The sequence below is a fragment of the Roseospirillum parvum genome (assembly GCF_900100455.1).
GTDB classification, from domain to species: domain Bacteria; phylum Pseudomonadota; class Alphaproteobacteria; order Rhodospirillales; family Rhodospirillaceae; genus Roseospirillum; species Roseospirillum parvum.
The window spans coordinates 34,078-51,976 of the sequence record NZ_FNCV01000013.1 but is presented as its reverse complement, the minus strand read 5'-3'; the positions used below and the strand labels follow the sequence as shown (position 1 = coordinate 51,976).

General features: G+C 68.4%; 11 protein-coding genes and 2 CRISPR repeat arrays. Of the genes, 7 read left to right on the top strand and 4 right to left on the bottom strand.

Annotated elements, in window-relative coordinates; translation table 11 throughout:
* The first annotated feature begins 137 nt into the window (after positions 1-137).
* The 3 genes from BLR95_RS14105 to BLR95_RS14095 all read left to right on the top strand — a co-directional run bounded on the left by BLR95_RS14105 (position 138) and on the right by BLR95_RS14095 (position 2,997).
* Positions 138-986, top strand: coding sequence for a PDDEXK family nuclease (locus BLR95_RS14105; RefSeq protein ID WP_143131025.1), 849 nt, complete (start codon positions 138-140; stop codon positions 984-986).
* A 138-nt stretch (positions 987-1,124) separates the two neighbouring features.
* Complete coding sequence (locus BLR95_RS14100) at positions 1,125-1,385, top strand: helix-turn-helix domain-containing protein (RefSeq protein WP_092621560.1); 261 nt, start codon at positions 1,125-1,127, stop codon at positions 1,383-1,385.
* Between the two features lie 112 nt (positions 1,386-1,497).
* On the top strand, positions 1,498-2,997 hold the full coding sequence (locus tag BLR95_RS14095; RefSeq protein ID WP_143131024.1) for a hypothetical protein: 1,500 nt from the start codon (positions 1,498-1,500) through the stop codon (positions 2,995-2,997).
* Between the two features lie 72 nt (positions 2,998-3,069).
* On the opposite strand, the gene BLR95_RS14090 is transcribed toward BLR95_RS14095, so the two are convergent.
* The 4 genes from BLR95_RS14090 to cas6 form a co-directional block, all read right to left on the bottom strand.
* The gene (locus tag BLR95_RS14090; protein ID WP_092621554.1) at positions 3,070-4,887 is read right to left on the bottom strand and encodes a type IV secretory system conjugative DNA transfer family protein; all 1,818 of its coding nucleotides are present in this window, start codon (positions 4,885-4,887) and stop codon (positions 3,070-3,072) included.
* A 499-nt stretch (positions 4,888-5,386) separates the two neighbouring features.
* A CRISPR array of direct repeats spans positions 5,387-5,936; the repeat unit is 37 nt; unit sequence GATGGCCGCCATTCCGCGCTCTCGAGCGGACTGAAAC.
* A gap of 150 nt (positions 5,937-6,086) precedes the next feature.
* Positions 6,087-6,374 carry a CRISPR-associated endonuclease Cas2 gene (cas2, locus tag BLR95_RS14085; RefSeq protein ID WP_092621551.1) on the bottom strand — a complete coding sequence of 96 codons (288 nt, stop codon included), beginning with the start codon at positions 6,372-6,374 and terminating at the stop codon, positions 6,087-6,089.
* A 98-nt stretch (positions 6,375-6,472) separates the two neighbouring features.
* Positions 6,473-8,407, bottom strand: a complete 1,935-nt coding sequence (gene cas1 / locus BLR95_RS14080) for a CRISPR-associated endonuclease Cas1 (protein WP_092621548.1) — start codon at positions 8,405-8,407, stop codon at positions 6,473-6,475.
* A 214-nt stretch (positions 8,408-8,621) separates the two neighbouring features.
* Positions 8,622-9,376: a CRISPR direct-repeat array (repeat unit 37 nt; unit sequence GATCAGCACTCATCCGCGCTCTCGAGCGGACTGAGAC).
* A gap of 83 nt (positions 9,377-9,459) precedes the next feature.
* The gene (gene cas6, locus BLR95_RS14075) at positions 9,460-10,374 is read right to left on the bottom strand and encodes a CRISPR system precrRNA processing endoribonuclease RAMP protein Cas6 (protein WP_092621545.1); all 915 of its coding nucleotides are present in this window, start codon (positions 10,372-10,374) and stop codon (positions 9,460-9,462) included.
* Between the two features lie 245 nt (positions 10,375-10,619).
* Here cas6 and BLR95_RS14070 point away from each other — a divergent pair, with 245 nt between their 5' ends.
* From BLR95_RS14070 to BLR95_RS14055, 4 genes are read left to right on the top strand one after another with little or no spacing between them, the layout of a single operon-like run.
* On the top strand, positions 10,620-12,320 hold the full coding sequence (locus tag BLR95_RS14070; RefSeq protein ID WP_092621542.1) for a hypothetical protein: 1,701 nt from the start codon (positions 10,620-10,622) through the stop codon (positions 12,318-12,320).
* On the top strand, positions 12,317-14,230 hold the full coding sequence (locus BLR95_RS14065; protein ID WP_092621539.1) for an RAMP superfamily CRISPR-associated protein: 1,914 nt from the start codon (positions 12,317-12,319) through the stop codon (positions 14,228-14,230). The genes BLR95_RS14070 and BLR95_RS14065 overlap by 4 nt, the downstream gene beginning before the upstream one ends.
* Entirely contained in the window at positions 14,230-15,900 is a 1,671-nt protein-coding gene (locus tag BLR95_RS14060; RefSeq protein ID WP_092621536.1) for an RAMP superfamily CRISPR-associated protein, read from the top strand. Before BLR95_RS14065 ends, BLR95_RS14060 begins: the two co-directional genes overlap by 1 nt.
* Positions 15,900-17,675, top strand: coding sequence for an RAMP superfamily CRISPR-associated protein (locus tag BLR95_RS14055; RefSeq protein ID WP_092621533.1), 1,776 nt, complete (start codon positions 15,900-15,902; stop codon positions 17,673-17,675). Before BLR95_RS14060 ends, BLR95_RS14055 begins: the two co-directional genes overlap by 1 nt.
* Positions 17,676-17,899 lie beyond the last annotated feature (224 nt).

Genomic DNA, 17,899 nt, shown 5'->3' with positions numbered 1-17,899 from the left:
GCGCCGAAACATGGCTCCTTCTCGCCCACATTCGGCGGGTCACCCGCCTTCTCGCAAGGCCCTGATATCCTTCACGGAGTTTCGAATCAGACTCTAAGACGGTGGGGCTGGATGACCGGCCGACCCGGCAGGCGCCCATGCCTCGTTTCGCTCGATTTTCTTTTCGGTCAACTTGCGCTTCGGTCAACTTACGCTTCGGTCAACTTACACTTCGGTCAACTTGCGACAAGACAATGGGCAGCATCGGCCATCTCCTCACCCGGCGCGGCATCCAGCTTGAGACTCCGGTCCGGCCCGTGGCCGGTGCGGCGACGCGGGCACCGCTGACCAAGTACCTTTGGCGCGCCTATCCCCGCCTGCACGCCTTCAAGAAGGCCCTGGCCAATGCCGCCGGTGGCAAGACCTTTCGCTACCCGGCCCCCGACCCCGCCGACCGGGAGCTTCTGGGGCAACTGGCAAGGGCGGAGGCAATTCAGTGGGATCGCGCCCGCAACCTTGTTTCCTGCCCCCAACCCTGGGCGCGGGCCTACCTGACCGGGGCCTGGCTTGAGGAGTTCGCCGCCCTGGCCGCCCGCGCCGGAGGCGCCGATGAGGTTTTCTTCAGTCAGCGGGTTGCCTGGTGGGCGAGTTCGCGGCCGGCGGACGGCGGACCGCGCAAACGGATCAACGAGATCGATGTGATCGCCCGGCGGGGTGGTGTTCTGTCCTTCACCTCCTGCAAGGCATTGACGCCGATCTATGACGGCGCCGACCGCCAGCACATCCGCGACAGCATGCTGGAGGCGGACTATTGGCGCAGCCACTTCCTGGGCGGCGACGGGCGGGCCGTTTTGCTGGTTGCCACCGACCTGATCGACGAGGTGCGTCAGAACCGCCCCCGCTGCCCCGGCCTGTTCGATGTAGCCCGGGTCGTGGAGGTCGATTTCCTGGGCAGCGATCTGCCGGGCTTCGAGGCCGTCGCCGAAGCCTATCGCCGCCATTGGTAGGCGCCTCGGGCCGGGCTCGCGGTCGGCGCCCGGGCAACTCGGCCCGAGACATGTCAAATCACAGCTCTCGGTTTGATTGAGACGGCCTGCGAGGTCGGCTTATCTGCTCCCCTCAGGACAACCGAGGGAGACACGCCGATGCACCAGAACGCCGCCGTTGCAGCCTCGCCCTCCGGCCCCGTTGCCCCGCCGCCACCGCCCCGGCTGACCCCGCGCGAGCGCCAATGCCTCAGCCTGCTGGGCCAGGGACTGCTCAACAAGGCCATCGCCCACGAGTTGGGCATTGCCCGGGTCACGGTCGATGTGCATATCGCCAGTGCCCGTCGCCGGCTGGGCGCCCGGACCCGGGAGCAGGCCCTGGTCAAGGCGCTGCGCCTGGATCTGATCGAGGTGCCCTGAACGTTGTCCACACGGCCAAAGGTTGCCATGCCCTCCAGGCTGACGCACTCTCAGGCGATCCGGGGACACCGCGTGGTTGGATATGGGCGACTGCCGCACATTGCCGCTTTTCGTGATCGGAGACAGCCTGTCCCAGGGGCTGATCTCGGGCACGGTCAGCGGCGCGGACCGGGGCTGGCCGGTGTGGCTGGCCAAGGCCCTGGCGGCGCCCGACCCGCAAGACCCCGGCTGGCCCACGCCGCTCTGGCCGGCGGGCGGCCTGCCGGTCGATCTCGAGGCTGTTTTCCACCGCCTTGAGAGCCTCGCCCGGGCGCGCCGGCCCGATGTCTGGCTGGCCGCCACCGCCCAGGTCAACGACGTTCTCGATCAGGCCGAAACCCACTACGAGCGCGGCCCCGGCAGCACCCGGCGCGACCGCCCCGGGCAGTGGGCCGACGATCCCCCCTGGTGGCCCAACGTGGCCAGCTTCGGCTTCATGGTCGCCGATGCCTGGCAGGTCACCCCGGGGCTCTGCCAACAGCTCATCGGAGCGGACCGCGGCCTGCTCTCCGACGGCTTTCTGAGCGGCCCTTCACGTCCTTTTCATCGCTCCGCCCTGCGCATGCTCAACCCGCGCCTGGACGCCGCCCTGGACGACCATTCGCAAGTCGTCTGGCTGGCCCGCCACGCCGAGGAACGGGGGATACGCCGGGTGGTCTGCTGGTTGGGCGCCAACAACGCCATTGCCGCCGCCAGCCACCTCTCCATTCGGCCCACCCCGGGGGAGGCGGGGCGCGATCTGGCCGGCCTCGACCACCTGGCGCGCGCCGCCCGCGGGTGGACGGTCTGGAGCCCGGCCGACTTCGCGGCCGACTACGCCACCCTGGCCGACCACCTGGAGGCCGCCATGCGGCGCAACCGTGATCCCCATTGGCGGGTCTATCTGGGCACCCTGCCCCATCTGACCAGCGCCGCCCTGCTACGCGGGGTGGGCGGACGGCGGGTTGTCGAGGGGGTCCACCATCCGGAGGCCTGGACCTGGTTTCCCTTCGGCGAGTCCTTCGTCGCCGATGGCGGTCCCCACCTTTGCCGCGATCAGGGCCTGTTCCTGGACGCCACCATCGACGCCTACAACGCCACCATCCGCCACACCGCCCGGGTCTTGAACGCGGGGCTGGCCCGGCCGCGCTGGATCGTGGTCGAGACCGGGGCCGCCCTCGACGGGGCCGCCTGGACCCGCACCGGCGGCCGCCCCCGGGTCGCCCTGCCCCGGGCCCTGCGCGCCCGCACCGGCCCTTTGGATGGCCGCTTCTTCCATGCCGCGCCGGCGCGCCGGAACGGCCGCCGCGTGGCCCGTGGCGGCCTGGTCAGTCTGGACGGCCTGCATCCCACGGTGATCGGCCACGGCCTGCTCGCCGACCTCTTCCTTCAGGCCATGCGAACCCAGGGCCAGGCGCCCCCGGGGGCCGGGATCGACTGGCCGGCGGTGGTCGCCGCCGACCGCCTGTGGACCGACCCGCCGCGCTCCCTGCACCTGATCCGCGCCTTGCGCCGCCTTTCCGGGGTCATCCTGCTCACCGCCCGGGCCCTGCACCACCGCGCGCCAGGCCCGACCTCGACGCCACGCCCCTGATCCCGCCCCAGAGCCTCCAATATTGGCGCGAACGGTCGCCGCACCCCCGTTCCGGATCGCCCAGAAGGCCCCTTATCCGGCCCGGCGCGGGGAGTCCTCCCGCGGCGGCGGGTCGGCGGCGCGGTTGCGCGCGCGCACCAGCGGGGCGATCCCTTTCAGGATTTCATCGATCGGCTGATTGAACAGAAGCTCCAGATAATCCCGCGAGTAGGGCCCCTCGTCGGGCATCGCCGCCCGCAGCTCCCGGGCCAGGGGACCGTCAGGCGGGGCGTCGGCGCCGCCTTCGGCCATCGCCGTCCACAGCCGACGCACCTTGGCCCCCTGGCTGGTCCCCAACAACTGCTCGCCCAGAAGGTCGAGGCTGGCCAGCAGGTTTTCGCTGACCGTTCCGCCCGGCTCCGGAGCCAGCATCCGGGCCAGGGCCCAGAAGGCCTGCCCGGCCTCGGCCCGGCGCCGCTGCCGCGACGACACCGGCAACTGGAAGACCCGGCGCGGCCGGCGGGCCGTCACCCGGTCCTCGTCCCCCCGCATGTGGAAGGGGTTGGGGTCGAACTGGCCCCCGAACGGGGAGTCGCGCAGGTAGTTGGGCTTCTGGGCGATCACCGGGTCGTCGCCGGCCAGACAGAGCAGCATCTCGTCGCCGTCCAGCTCGACCAGTTCGCGGTCGTCCTCGAAGCCGCTCACCGCGCCCACCTGGCGGGCGTTCTGAAGGTTGTTGATGCCGAAGAACTGAAGCACCCGGCAGTTGTTGAGCATGGTCTCCCAATCATCGGGATAAAGCCGCTTGAGCTGCGAAAGGTCCTGCCAGAAGGTCCAGGTTTGCAGGCCGTAGCCGCGCAGCAGGGTGATCGCCTGGCGCAACTGGTTCAGCGATCCGAGCTGGGCCGCCTCGTCGATCAGGAACAGGGTCGAGGTCTCGGGCGGCCGGCTGCGCCGCACCACGGCGCGCATCAGCACGCCGATCCACAGGCGCAGCAGCTTGCCATGGCTTTCCAGACGGTCCGGCGGCAGGACCAGATAGATGGTCATCGGCCGCCCCTCGGTCAGCTCGCCCAGGGGGATGGTGGTGCGCCCGGTGCTGGCCCGCACGGCGGGGCTTTTCAGGAAGTCGCTGTGGGTCTGGGCGATGCTCATCACCGAGGCGACCATCTTGGGTTCCATGCCCGAGACGATGCCCGCCGCCTCGCGCACATGGGCGATCGGGCTGTTGGCCATCTCCCCCAGCAGGCTGGTCATCTGGCGCCGCCCCTGGCTGAGCAGGTAGCGCACCTCGGAGGGGGTGCGCAGGTTGGGCGGGGCGTGCCCGGCCACATACAGGATGATCCCGGTCAACGCCGCCTGGGCGGTCATGTCCCAGAAGGGCTCGCGGGTGGAGGCGGCGCCCTGGATGATCAATTCGGCCATCATGGTGGCGTCGTCCACGCCCTCGGCCAGCTCCGCGCCCCGGGGCAGCAGGTCCAGCGGGTTGAGCGCCGCCGGGTCCGCCGCCCCGGTCACCCCGAAGGGGTCGAGCACATGGACCTGTTGCCCCATCTCGGCCCGCCGACGGGCGGTGACGGCGTAATTCTCGCCCTTGGGGTCGATCACGATCACCGAGCCAGGATAGCTCAACAGGGCCGGAATGATGCAGCCCACCCCCTTGCCGGCGCCGGTCGAGGCCACCGTCATCAGATGGCCGTTGCCCTGATAAAGGATGGCGTCCAGGCCCTCGGGATCGGGGCCGTCGACGATCAGCGCCTCGTCGTCGCGCCCCATCGCCCGGGGCACGGCGGGCGGTTCCGGCTGGCGGGCGAAGCCGATCGGCAGGCGCCGCCGTTCCGCCTCCAGCGACCAGCCGACCAGCAGGCCGTCGGCGCTCCAGGGGGTGGCGGGGGTGGGGTCGGTGGACATCGGGACCTCCCGTTCGACGAACCGTGATCGACCATAGGCCCCCGGCCCCCGCCCCTGCAACCGTCGAGAGCCGGGGGGTGACGCCACCGCCCGAGGAAGGCGGCAGGGCGTCGCGCCCCCCCCGGAGGTGCGGGTCTGCGTCCCCGGGGCGCGCCTTGACGGGGCGCCCCGCCGAGGCCATCTCGACTCCTCCGTCTGCCGTTGGGCGGGGCCCGAACGGCCCCGGCCCGATGCCTTTGGGGGCATGCGTACGGGCGCTGTCCGTCGCCCGTTGTTCCGGGCGGCAGACACACGTAAAAGTGTATTCATCGGCCATTAAGCACGCGCATAAGGGCACATGTGCGAACCGTGTGGAATTTCGTCACCCTTGAATATAAAAGGGAATCATGGACTCCGCCATGTTTCTGCCACATTCTGAACCCAACTCGCGCTTTGATTGCGCAACCATCTGGAATGGCGCGGAAATTTTTCTTCTTGACCAAGCACTTCCAGAGAGTAAGATGGCCGCCATTCCGCGCTCTCGAGCGGACTGAAACGATGCCTGGCGAGCTCTTTCAGGAAGGGCGGCGCGCCCTGGATGGCCGCCATTCCGCGCTCTCGAGCGGACTGAAACCCAGGATTACGGTGGGGTCAGGGTTGGATTTTCGTTCCAGGATGGCCGCCATTCCGCGCTCTCGAGCGGACTGAAACGCCGGTCCTTTCGAACCTTTCCTCCTCGACCGCCCCCGAAGATGGCCGCCATTCCGCGCTCTCGAGCGGACTGAAACTTTCAACTTCCCCTCAGGAAGACGCTTGAATTCGGATGGCCGCCATTCCGCGCTCTCGAGCGGACTGAAACCCTTCTCCTCCCGTCAGGGAGGCGTTTTCGAAGGCGATGGCCGCCATTCCGCGCTCTCGAGCGGACTGAAACGAAAAGGGACCCCTCCCCGGAGGGATCCAGGGATGGCCGCCATTCCGCGCTCTCGAGCGGACTGAAACTGCTCCTCAGCGGAGGGGATCTCCATCTGGGCGAGATGGCCGCCATTCCGCGCTCTCGAGCGGGCTGGGGCGCGTCGGTGGCCAGGGCCGGGGTCAACGCCGCCCGGGCCGGCAAACACCGTCGTGCACGGCCTTCCAGAACACGAGAAAAGGGGGCCGCGAGGCCCCCTTTGCGGGTCTGCTTGATTTCCCTTAACGCCCCCCCCCCGGCGCGGCGCCGTTCAGACCATCAGGTGGCCGTCCCGGGGCAGCAGCGGCGGCGGGCCGTAGGCCCGGCTGCGGCGCAATCCTTCCGCCCCCACCGCATAGACCCTGAGGCTGTCGCCGTCCTCCAGATGGCGGGCCACCACCCGGGCCACGCGGGCCGCCTCGGGGGCGCTCATCCAGGCCTCGAAAACGCTTCCCTGGACCCGGACCGCCGCGTCCTCCAGCACCGAGGCGACCCGCCGGCGCACCCCATCGTCGCTCACGTCGTAGCAGAACACGGTCAGCATGCGGCTTTCGGCCATGGCGGGCACTCCCGGGGCGACGCGCTCTAAACCTTGAATCGACAGCAGATCGCGCGAAATCTGAAGCGCCCTGCGAGTCACATTTCGCGCGATCTGCCCTAGTTCTTCAGGGCGTAGGGCACATAGGCCCCGCCCTCCAGATGGCCGGCGAACAGGTTGACCTGGTCGCGGATCAGACCCCGCCAGGAAACCTTGTGGCCGCTCGCCGGACTGACCACCGGGCGGTCCAGCCAGGCCTCGTAGCGCCCGATCAGGGTGCGCCGGGCGCCCTGGGTCATGGCGCAGGCGTCGTCCTCGCCCGGGCCGAACCCCTCCAGGCCGAGGATGCGGTTGTTGACCAGATACACCGCCAACCCCTCGACCAGCGGAGCCCGGAACTCCTCCACCAGGTCCGAGGCCAGCCCCAGGGTGTGATCCCGACAGGCATGCAGCACCCCGAACCCGGGATGCAGGCCGCGCCGGGCGATCAGCGCCGAGACATCGCGATAAAGCAACGCCGCCAGATACGACAGCACCGCGTTGAAGGGGTCGGGCGGCGGCCGGCGACGGCGCCATCGGTACACCCACGGAGCCCGCAGCAGGGCCCCCAGGGCGGGGTGATAGCGCGCCCCGGCCTCGCCCTCCACCCCCATCACGGCGGCCACGTCCTGGGCCTCGGGCAGACGGCGCAGGGCCCGCCCCAGGGCCTGACAGGCCTGGGCGACGAAGGGCTCGTCGCGCCCCCGGTTGAGCCGCCGCAACAGCGAGCGCTGATTGAACAGCCGCCCGTGGGCGATCGCCCGGGCGGTGGCCAGCCGCCGCTCGGGGTCAAGGATCAGCCGGGCCTGGGCCAGATGCAACGCACCCCGGGCCGACAGAGGCCCCTCCACGGTCGCCGCCAGCGCCCCGCCGCCACCGATCAGGGACACCGGCACCCCCTGGCTGGCGCACAACCGCAAGGCATCGTCGCGGGCATGGGTGCCGGGGTGCAGTTCCACACGGTCCACGTCGCGCAGATTGACCCCCAGCACCGGCCGCCCCTCCACCCACACCGCCAGCCCACCCCGGGTCGCCCGCAGCGAAGCCCCCGGTTCGACCACATAGAGCGGGCGCAGAACCCCGGCCGGCGGCGCCCCCCGGCGGGCCGCCGCTTCCTCGGCCGCCGCCGCGTCGACCCGCCCGACGATGGCCTCGGCGGCGGCCGGCAGACCTTCCGCGTCGTCCCACAATTCCTCGACCACCAGCGAGCGCACGAACAGCCGGCCGAGAAAGCGAAAGCCCTTCTCGAAGGGCACCACCCGGGTCTTCTCCATGTTCAGCCGAAGGCCCAGGGGCTGCAGCAGACCGGCCACCCGGACCAGGGTCTGCTCGGCGTCCTTCTCGCTGCGGCACAGCACCACGAAATCATCGGCGAAGCGGACCAGCCGCACCCCGTGGCCGTCCAGGCGCTCGTCCAACTCGTCCAGGTAAAGGTTGCTCAGCACCGGCGAGATCGGCGCCCCTTGCGGCAGCCCCACCCCGCCCGGGGCCAGCGCCTCCAGCCACAGGCCGATCAGGTCGATCAGCCGGGCATCGCCCACATGCCGCTCCAGCTTGGCGAGCAGGGGATCATGCGGCACCTCGTCGAAAAAGCGCGCGATGTCTCCCTCCAGGGTCCAGGTGTAGCCCCGCCGCCTCAGGCTGGCCACCCGGGCCACCGCCCGCTGCACCGACCGCCCCGGGCGATAGGCATAGCTGGCGTCCTCGAATTCGGGGTCCAGGTGGCGGGTCAGCCACTGGGCGACCGCCGTCTGGGCCACCCGGTCGCGCACACAGGGCACGCTGAGCCGCCGAATTCCGCCCGAGGGCTTGGCGATATCCACATGGCGCACCGGCCCCGGACGGTAGCGCCCCCGCCTGATCTCGTCGGACAGGCTGGCCAGGCGCCCTTGAAGGCCGCTTTCGAACTGCCCCAGGGTCTGCCCGTCGCCCCCCGGACCGCCGCCGTTGGCCTTGACCTTGTCCCAGGCCGTGGCCAGAACGGGTACCTCGGTCAGGCGTTGAAAGACCGACATGGCGGGCTCCCGAGAGGAGGGTTTTATCTATGTCATACACTCAAAGATCGGCCTGTGCGAACCGTCTGGAATTCAAGGAGTATTGATAATAAATGAAAAATTCCCTTTCCGCCATGCTTTTGCCATAATTCGATCCGCCCTGTCGCCAAGAGGGTGCCTCCATCTGGAATGAGCGCCAAAATTTTCAGCTTGACCAAGGTGTTCCAGAGAGTAAGATCAGCACTCATCCGCGCTCTCGAGCGGACTGAGACGGAACGGGACGGGGTCCGGGATGGGGATGGGGTCCGGGGATCAGCACTCATCCGCGCTCTCGAGCGGACTGAGACCACCACCTCTTGTGGCGGGCGGTTAGAGTAACAAAGATCAGCACTCATCCGCGCTCTCGAGCGGACTGAGACTCCTCCTAAAACAAGGGGAAGAGGAAAGAAAAGAGATCAGCACTCATCCGCGCTCTCGAGCGGACTGAGACTTCATCGCGATCTCCTTCTCCAGAGCGGGCCGAGATCAGCACTCATCCGCGCTCTCGAGCGGACTGAGACACCGTTCTCCATCTTGGGGTAGTCAGCAGCCGCAAGATCAGCACTCATCCGCGCTCTCGAGCGGACTGAGACTTCGGCATCCGAACCTGCCCGGTAATCCGGGCTTCCGATCAGCACTCATCCGCGCTCTCGAGCGGACTGAGACGGCGATGGAGATGATCTCCTCCGTATTCTTGTGATCAGCACTCATCCGCGCTCTCGAGCGGACTGAGACGGTGGTACACCGGCACCTCCGATGTCTGGAGAACCCAGGATCAGCACTCATCCGCGCTCTCGAGCGGACTGAGACCGCGCCTCCAGAAAGAGGGGGGTGGAAAAAGGGTTAGATCAGCACTCATCCGCGCTCTCGAGCGGACTGAGACCGGACGTCAAACTCGTTCTCCTGGCACTCGTGATCAGCACTCATCCGTGCTCTCGAGCGGACGCCGGGTTGATCGCGGACACAAAAAAAGGGAGCCATCGGCTCCCTTTTTTTGTGTCCGCCAGGGAAATCGTTCCCGAAAGGCCGCTCCGTCAGCCCACCGGCGATACCCGATAGCGTCCCTGGCCCAGGGCGGCGTGGCTGCCCACGTGGGTCCACTGGCCGAGCACCAGCAGGGGGAGCAGCGGCGCCGGCGGCGGGCCCAGCAACAGGCTTCCCACCCGCCCCTCCACCGGCACCGGCCGGGGCTGGCGCACGCTGCCGCGCCAACCCCGCCAGGGCTGAAGCCCCCGCTCGTCGCGCTCAAGGTCGCTCTCCAGCCGCTTCAGCGCCGCGGCCTCCACCGTCAGCCGCACCCCCATCCACGGGGCCAGGGATTGCAGACGATCGGCCAGCCGCAGGGGCAGACCGGCCAGGGTGGGGTGGGCCCGCTGGCCGGCGCGGAACACCACCGGGGTCTGAAAGACCACCAGCGCCGGCACCCCGGGCGGCCAGTCGAGGTCGGGCGCGCCCTCCCAGACCCCCATCTCCCGCCCCCGGATGTCCAACGCCAGCCGCCGTTGTGCCTCGCCCCCGGGGGCCGCCCCGGACAGCGCCTGGGTCGCCGCCTCGGCCACCTCGCCGGCCCACTCGCCGGCCCAGCCGAACAGCCGGATGGTGATCGCAAGCCGTGCCCGCCCGGCATCGCCCTCGGCCGAGATCACCCACGGCTTGGCCAACGGCTGGCGCAGTCCGCTCACCCGGCGGTCCCGGAAAAAGACATCCCAGGACGAGGGCGGACGCCACGGACAGGGCAATCCATCCCGCGCCTGCGGCGAGGCCGAGCGGTGCATCTGCTGGCCGATCGCCCCCCGGAGTCGGGACGGCAGGCGCCAGGGATGATCCAGCCAACCCGGCCAGCCGCACTCAAAACGGATGTCGAGCTGGCGCCAGACCTCGGGCAATCGGGCCGACTCGACGGTCTCCGAGGGGCTCTCCAGGGCCTGGTCGAGGACGTTGTCCGGCATGGCGGACTCCAAGGTTTTGCCACGTTCACGCAAAGGCCGGGCCGAAGCGGCGGCACCACCAGCGCTTTAAGAACACGCGGCGCGGAGAAGTCAATCAAAACGGGATTGCTCTTTGGGGTGGATTTGTGGCCGGACAGGCACTTAACGTGGTTACCCTCTTGCCGGCGGCCTCGGCGCCCTGTGCGCCAAAAGCGGTGCCGCCCCGGCCACCAGCCGCCCTCGGACGGAAGGGAGGAACGCCAGCGGTGAGCGCGACGCATTACATCCGCGTGGAGGGGGTCAACATGGACCCCTTCATTCTCGACACCCAGGACCTCAGCACCATCCGGGGCGGCGGCCTGCTGCTGTTGGAGGCCATCCAGGACCTGTGTGACAAGTACAACGGCCAGAGTCGCCCCTACCTGGAGCCCATCTCCACCGGGGCTTCGGCCGGTCTGTTCCGCTTCACCGGCGATACCGACGCTGCCAAGACGCTGGTGGAAGAGATCCGCGAATGGCTGAACGGGCACGCGTACTTCCAGCACGCCACCATTCTGGTCGACAGCGTGCCGGCCAGCGCGGAGGGCTTCGTCGCCGACCGCGAGCGGCTGATGGCCCGCATTCGCCGCCGCCAGTTGGCCAGCCCGGGCCTGGCCGTGCCCACTCTGGTCGACGCCGGCACCAACGGTGACACTCCCGCCGTCTGCCAGATCGACGGCATCCGCCCGGCCCAGGGCAAGCCGCGCAAGATCAAGGGGGAACAACGGGTGCTGAGCCGCGCCACCGAAGTGCGGCGCGGGCACGGGGTGGACCAGAAAGGCATCGACGAGAGGCGGGTCAACTTCTACCAGAACCTGTTGCGCCGCGACCTTGAGGGCCAGGGGAACAATGGCGCCGATCAGGATAAGCCGCCGCTTTCCGAACGCATCAACGACGAACGCTTTGCCCGGCATTTTCAGGACATCGCCGGAAGCGCCTCCTTTGGCCCCCTGAACGACAAGATGGCGGTGCTCTACCTGGACGGCAACGGCTTTACCGGCATCCAGCGGAAGCAGATCAGCGCCGCCATCAAGACCGCCATCAAGAAGGGGCAGGACAAGGACCAAGCCGCCATCAAGGCCCAGAAGGACTTCGACGCCGAGGTCAAACGCACCCGGGCCGAGTTCCTGAAATGGCTCCTGGAAGAGGCTGTCGAGGAGGCCAACAAGCGCCGCTGGCGGGTCTCGCCCCATGATGCCCGTCAGGCCAAGGAACAGGACGAGGACGAGGACGAGCGGGCCCCGACCGGCCGGCTGCGTCTGGAAACCCTGATGTGGGGCGGCGACGAGTTCATGCTGGTCCTGCCCGCCTGGGAGGGCTGGGCGGTGGCCCACCAGTTCCTGACCCAAAGCGCCAAATGGAAGATCGGGAACGACCCTTTGCACCACGCCCTGGGCCTGGTCTTCTGCGGCTACAAGGCGCCGATCCATCGCGTCGTGGCCCTGGCCCGCGAGCTGGCCGACCTGGCCAAGGAGGACGGCATGCGCGGGCGCAAGTGCTCCAGCCTGGCCTACCAGGTGCTTGAGTCCTTCGACCACCTGGGCAACGGGGCGGAGGACCACCTCACGGCGCTGACCCTCCCCGGCGCCGAGACCCGCCACCTGATCCTGGATGTGGATGGGGTGGAGGCGCTGAGCAAACACCTGCCGGGCCTGAAGGCGCCCGACGGCCTGCCCCAGCGCCAGCTCAAGCGGATGGTGCGGGCCTGCTTCATCGCACGCGACCTTGCCCAGGCCGGCCAGACCTGGAAGGACCTGGAGTTCGACGGAAAGGCCACCCTGGAAGGTCTGCTCCACACCCTCTCCGACAAGGCCAAGACGGGGTCGGCGGCGTGGTTCCAGGGGCTCTACCACCTCGACCAGTTGTGGGCCTACGTCGCCCCGGAAGCCGAGGCCGAGCAAGCCAGCACCCAGGGAGACGCGGCATGACCGATCCCATCCGCAAGCACCACCTGACCCTGCGTCTGGTGGTCCGCGCCCCGGTCCTGGTGCACGCCACCGGCATGGGCCGCCTGGGCCTGGACAGCCCCACCCTGCGCGACCACCAGGGCAACATCGTCCTGCCCGGAACCCTGGTTCTGGGCCGGGTGCGGGCCGCACTGGGCGAGCTGGGCGATCTGGCCGGTGTGAAAGCCGAAGACCTCAACGCCTGGTTCGGCAAGGAGGAGGCCACCCGCCACGAGCCCGGCAAGCGGGTGGTGTTCGACGATCTGGTCTGCCTGGGCGAGCCGGAAACCGCCCAGGCGGGCGGTGAGGAAATCGTGCGCATCAAGATGGACCCCGACAAGGGGTCGGTCGCCAAGGGCATGCTCCAGGTGGTGGAGGCCCCCTTCCCCCCGGGCACCCTGGTGACCTTCTGCGGCGCCGTCCGAGTGGTCGCCAATCAGGAGGAACTTGGCCGCATCAGGCAGGCGGTCGAGACGGCGCTGCGCTGGAACACCCAGATGGGTGCCCTGCGCACCCTGGGCTTCGGCCGCCTGGTGAAGGCCGAGATCAGCGAGCCGACACAAACCTCGGTGCCGGCGGAGATGGCCACGCTCGATCTGCGGCCCTCCAAGGATCCCCGCAAAGTCACGGTTCTGCTGCGCTTCCGCCAGCCGTTCTGCGTGCCCGAGCACCGGCTGTCCAACAACCTGTTCGAATCAGCCGCAATCATTCCCGGCGCGACCATCAAGGGGGCCATCGCCGCCCAGTGGCTGGCCGCCCTGGGCAAGGGCGGGGGGGCCGGGATCGATGAAAACCTTGATCGCGACCGGCCCGACCTCGCGGCCAACTTCCACCGCCTGCGGGTCAGCCATTTCGTGCCGGTGTCCACCACTCCGCCCGGGGAGGGGCCTCCGCCCCTCAAGCGGCGTCGCCCGGTCAGCCTGCCGGTCAGCCTGGCCAGCGGGCCGGACAAGAGCCTGTGGGACATGGTCGGCACCCCGGACGACACCCTGTTTTCGGATGACGAGGGGCTCCAGGCCCCGACCTTCGCCCCCGACTGGAAGCCGGCCATCGACGCCAAGGCCGATCGGGCGCGGGGCTGGGTGGCGCCGGGCCGGGACCTCAGGGTGCGCACCAGCATCGACCACGACAAGCGCCGGGTCCGCAACACCGAGCTGTTCGCCTACGAGATGGTGACGCCCGACGGCTTCCTGTGGGCCGGCGAGATCGGCCTCGATACCGAGATGGACAAGGACACCGCCGACCAGGTGCTGGAACAACTGAAAAGCCTGATCGCCGAGCCGGGCCTGTGGTGGGTCGGCAAGACCAAGGCGGCGGCCGACGTGGTCTGGCTCGAGGCCCAGGGCCTGGCCGACCACATCCCGGAAGGGAGCCGCAACGGGGCGGGCCCGTGGACCCTGGTTCTGCAAACCCCGGCCCTGATGCTGGGGCCGGAGTTGTCGGAAACCTCCGGCGAGGCGGATTTGTTCACGGCCTACCAGAGCTTTTTCGCCGATGCCTCGAACAACAGCCTGAAGCTTGAAGAGCAGTGGTCCCGCCACCGCCTGTGGGGTGGGGCGTACATCTGGAAAGCCTATCAAGGCGGTGGCCAATACCGGCCCTTCCTGCTGACCCAACCGGGGGCGGTGTTTCGCCTGGAGGCGAAGTCCGGAGAGGCCGAGCAATGCATCGCCCGCTGGCGGGCCAACGGGCTGCCCCTTACCGACAAGCTGGCCAAGCACTACGGGCTGGGCGATGACCCGATCCAATGGTGGCGCAAGACTCCCCTGGTGCCGGAAAACGGCTACGGCGCGGTGCGCGTCGATCTCGACCTGGGCCAGGCGGGGATTGCCACGCCCAAGCCTGACGAGGACCATCCGGTCGTGATCGCCAGCCAGGGGAGTGCCGCCTGATGACCGACACCCAATCCCCCCGCATCCGCCGCTGGCGCATCGAGGGCACCCTGACCACCGACACCCCCCTTCATCTGGGAACCGGAGGGGTCGAGAGCTGGAAAGAACTGAAAGGACGCGAGAAAGGCGAGGAGGCGAAACCTCCCAAGGTGAAGGCCGTGGTGGTGGACGCCACCGGCCGCCCCTGCCTGACCCCCAGCGGCCTGAAAGGGGCGATGCAGGCTTGGGCCAGGGCCCATCTGCCCGACTGTCTCTGGGGGGCGGAAGACGAGAAGGCCCCCTTGAAAGCCCGTGACACCCTGTTCGGCGCCGCCGCCGATCCCAACGGCGAGGCCGTGGGCAGCCGTCTGGAATTCCTGGGCGGCCGTCTGGAATTCCACTACGCCCCGATGGAAGAACCCACGGATCGCGCGAAAAGCCCGGTGAAGCTGCGCAACACCCATCGCAACAGCCAGGTCGACACGGGGGTGCGCATTGACCGGGCCTCCGGGGCGGCGCTTGACCGGCATCTGTTCTTCAAGGAGGTGGTCGACCCCGGCGCCACCTTCAAGGTGACGCTGGATCTGGATGTGCCGCCCGATGCCAAGGACGGGGGGCGCGACTTGGTGACCCTCGCCCTGGCCCTGCTGGAGGGATTCAATCCCGGTACCGGCGATGAGGTGCCGCGGCTCGCCCTGGGGGCGATGACCGGGCGCGGCCACGGGCGCTTCACGTGGGCGCGCAGCGCGCTGAAAAGACTGAGTGACGACGACCTTGCCGAGTGGATCGGCCAGGGCGCCCCGAGGACCTGGGAGGCGGCTCTGGTGGATGTGCCCGAAGGCGAGGCAACGGCAATCCATAATAAGGCCACCGGCTGGCGCCAACAGGCCCAGGTCCACCCCGAGTTGATCTGCCAACTGAGGCTCCAGTTCGACCACCATTTCCTGCTCTCCGAGCCAAGCCGGGTGATAAGCGACAAAGAGGCCAACAAGGCCCAAGGCGGGGAGCGCACGGCAAGCCTGATGCCCCGGGTCGACCACGCGGGCAAGCCGGTGCTGCCGGCGTCCTCCATCAAGGGAGTGCTGCGGGCCCGGGCGGAGCGCATCCTGGCCACCCTGACGGACGACGAGGAACCTTTCGGCCATCGCCCGGGACGGGGAAAGCAGACCGCCGACACCAACATCCGGGCCCAGGGGCTGCCCAGCCAGCGGCTGTTCGGGGCCGCCAGTTGGCGGGCCAGCCTGGGCATCGATCCCTTCACGCTGGAGGGGGAAGCGGTAACGGCGCACCAGGAACTGGTCGCCATCGACCGTTTCACCGGCGGGGCCAGCGGCTCGTCCAAGTTCGACATCGAGGCCTTCGACCGGCCCACCTTCACGGGCTGCCTGCGCCTGGACCTGGACCCCAAGAGAACCAGTCTGGAGGACGTGGGGCTGCTGGTTCTGGTCCTGCGTGATCTGGCGGAAGGCGACCTGACCTTCGGCTACGGGTCCACCAAGGGCTACGGAGGGGCGGAGGCGACCCTCTCGCTGAAAGTGACGGGAGACGGCGGGGTGCTTGACTTGGAGGGTGAGTCCCCGAAGGACTGGATTCCCTGGGCTAGGCTCGGCGCCTCGACGCTCGCCCAACCCCTGCGCGCGGCAGTCGATGCGTTGCGCGAGAAACACCTGGCCAACGGGGAGGCGGCCTGATGCCCGAATTCCTGAACACCTACCACTTCGTCCCGGTGGTCGAAGGGGGCGAGAACGGGGAGCAAAACGCCTGTCTTGGGCCGACCCATCACCTGCGACAGGTCCGCGATGCCTTGCAGGGGGGGCAAGGTCGCGCCTCGGAGGAGGAGCAAATCCCCGCCGGCGGATGGGGCAACTTCAGCCACGCCCGCTGGCACGAAGGCCACCTGTCGGGGCGCATCACCTGCACCCTGACCGCCGAGGACCCCCTGGTCATCGGGGCCGGGCAGGCAGAAGACCCCGACACCCGGTGCACCCGGGTCGAGCCCTACATGATCGATGGCCAGCCGGCGATTCCGGCGACCACCCTGAAGGGGATGCTCTCGGCCCTGGTCGAGGCGGCCAGCAACTCGGCCATGCGGGTGCTTGAAAAAGATTTCAAGGTCAAGAAGAGGCCAAAAGGATCTGTACACGATTACTTCCCCAGGGGCGCGCAGCCGCTCAGTCCTAAGCGGGATTTCCTGACCCCGGCCGAGTTGATGTTCGGCGTGGTGGAGGTCCACGAGGGCGGCAAGGCCGACCGGAAAGACGATACCGTGGCCCTCAAGGGACGGGTGCGCTGCCATCCCGGCCGCTGCGCCAGTTACGATCCCTTCATGGAAGAGGTCAGGCTGAAGATCCTGGCCTCGCCCAAGCCGCCCTCGCCAGCGCTCTACTTTACCCCGAAAGAGCGCGATCGATTCATTGAAAAGTCGAGGCTCAATTCGGAGGAACACCGCGCGCGCGGGCGCAAGATGTACCTTCACCCCTCTGCCGAGCCTCTGGGAGAAGCGGCCATCGAGACCCGCGCCAAATCCTGGACGCCCCAGAATGACGGCAACAACAACCAGCGGGTTCTTGCCCGCCCGCTGAAGCCGGGCACCCGGTTCACCTTCTGCATCGACTTCGACGACCTGCCCCAGGAGGCGCTGGATCTGTTGCTGTTCGCCTGTCGGCCCAGCGAGCACTTCCGCCACCGCCTGGGACTGGGCAAGTCCATCGGCCTGGGCCGGGTGCAAATCCAGGTGGACAAGGTTGTCGCCGTTGATCGCCGCAAACGTTATCGCGAGGAAGACCCGTTCGCATGCGGGCGTGAGCACATGGTGTGGACGCCCGAAAAACGCGACTGCAAGGAACTTGACGCAACCGACGCGGCCGCCTGGGTGGTGGAGGCCATGCCCCCCTGGGTGCGGGCTCACTTGATGGGCATCGGCGAGCCGCGCCACATCGGCGAACGGCTGGTCCACCCGCCGCTCAACCAAACGCAGCATAATGCGTTTCAAAGAAGACAGCCCGCAGCCGAAGAGGAAACCTTCAAATGGTGCGCCGCAAACTATGACAGAACAAAACCTTGGCAGCACCAATACCTGCGCGACATCAGTGGAGGCACCGCCGGCGGCGAGGACCCCACGGCCGGCATCCAACTGCCCCCCCTCTTGACCGAGGGCCACACCCCGGACGCCCAGCAGCCGCGGCAGACACCGTCGTCACGGAAGCCGATGCCCCGCTTGGCCGAGGAAAACGAAATTTTCGGAAAGGTCAAGTTTTACAGGCAATATAAAGGATTCGGGTATGTCAAAAGTCCGGACTGCAAAATGGACATCTACATATCCAAGGAGGTTGTTGAGGGGTGTGGCATGCGTGATTTGATAGACGATACGCGGGTCGCCGTTATCCTCGGGGGCTTCCATGGAAAGAACCCGGCAGCGAGCCACATTCGAAAATTGAAAAAGGATCAAGGCGGGGCAGGAAAATAACTGCGTGATCCGTTGCGAACTGCTTGACTTTCTCCCGCCAGGTAGCACGCCGAAACAGAAACGCCCCCACCCTTGCGGGTTGCCGGGGGCCGGGTGGCGGCCTACCCTGCCCGCCGCCGGGACGACAGGCGGGAGCCGGCCCTTCCCTTGTGCGCCGGGTGAGCCATCGCGGCGATCCCCAGTTCTGAGCGGGTTGTGATCGGGGTGTGATCGGGTCGGGTGCG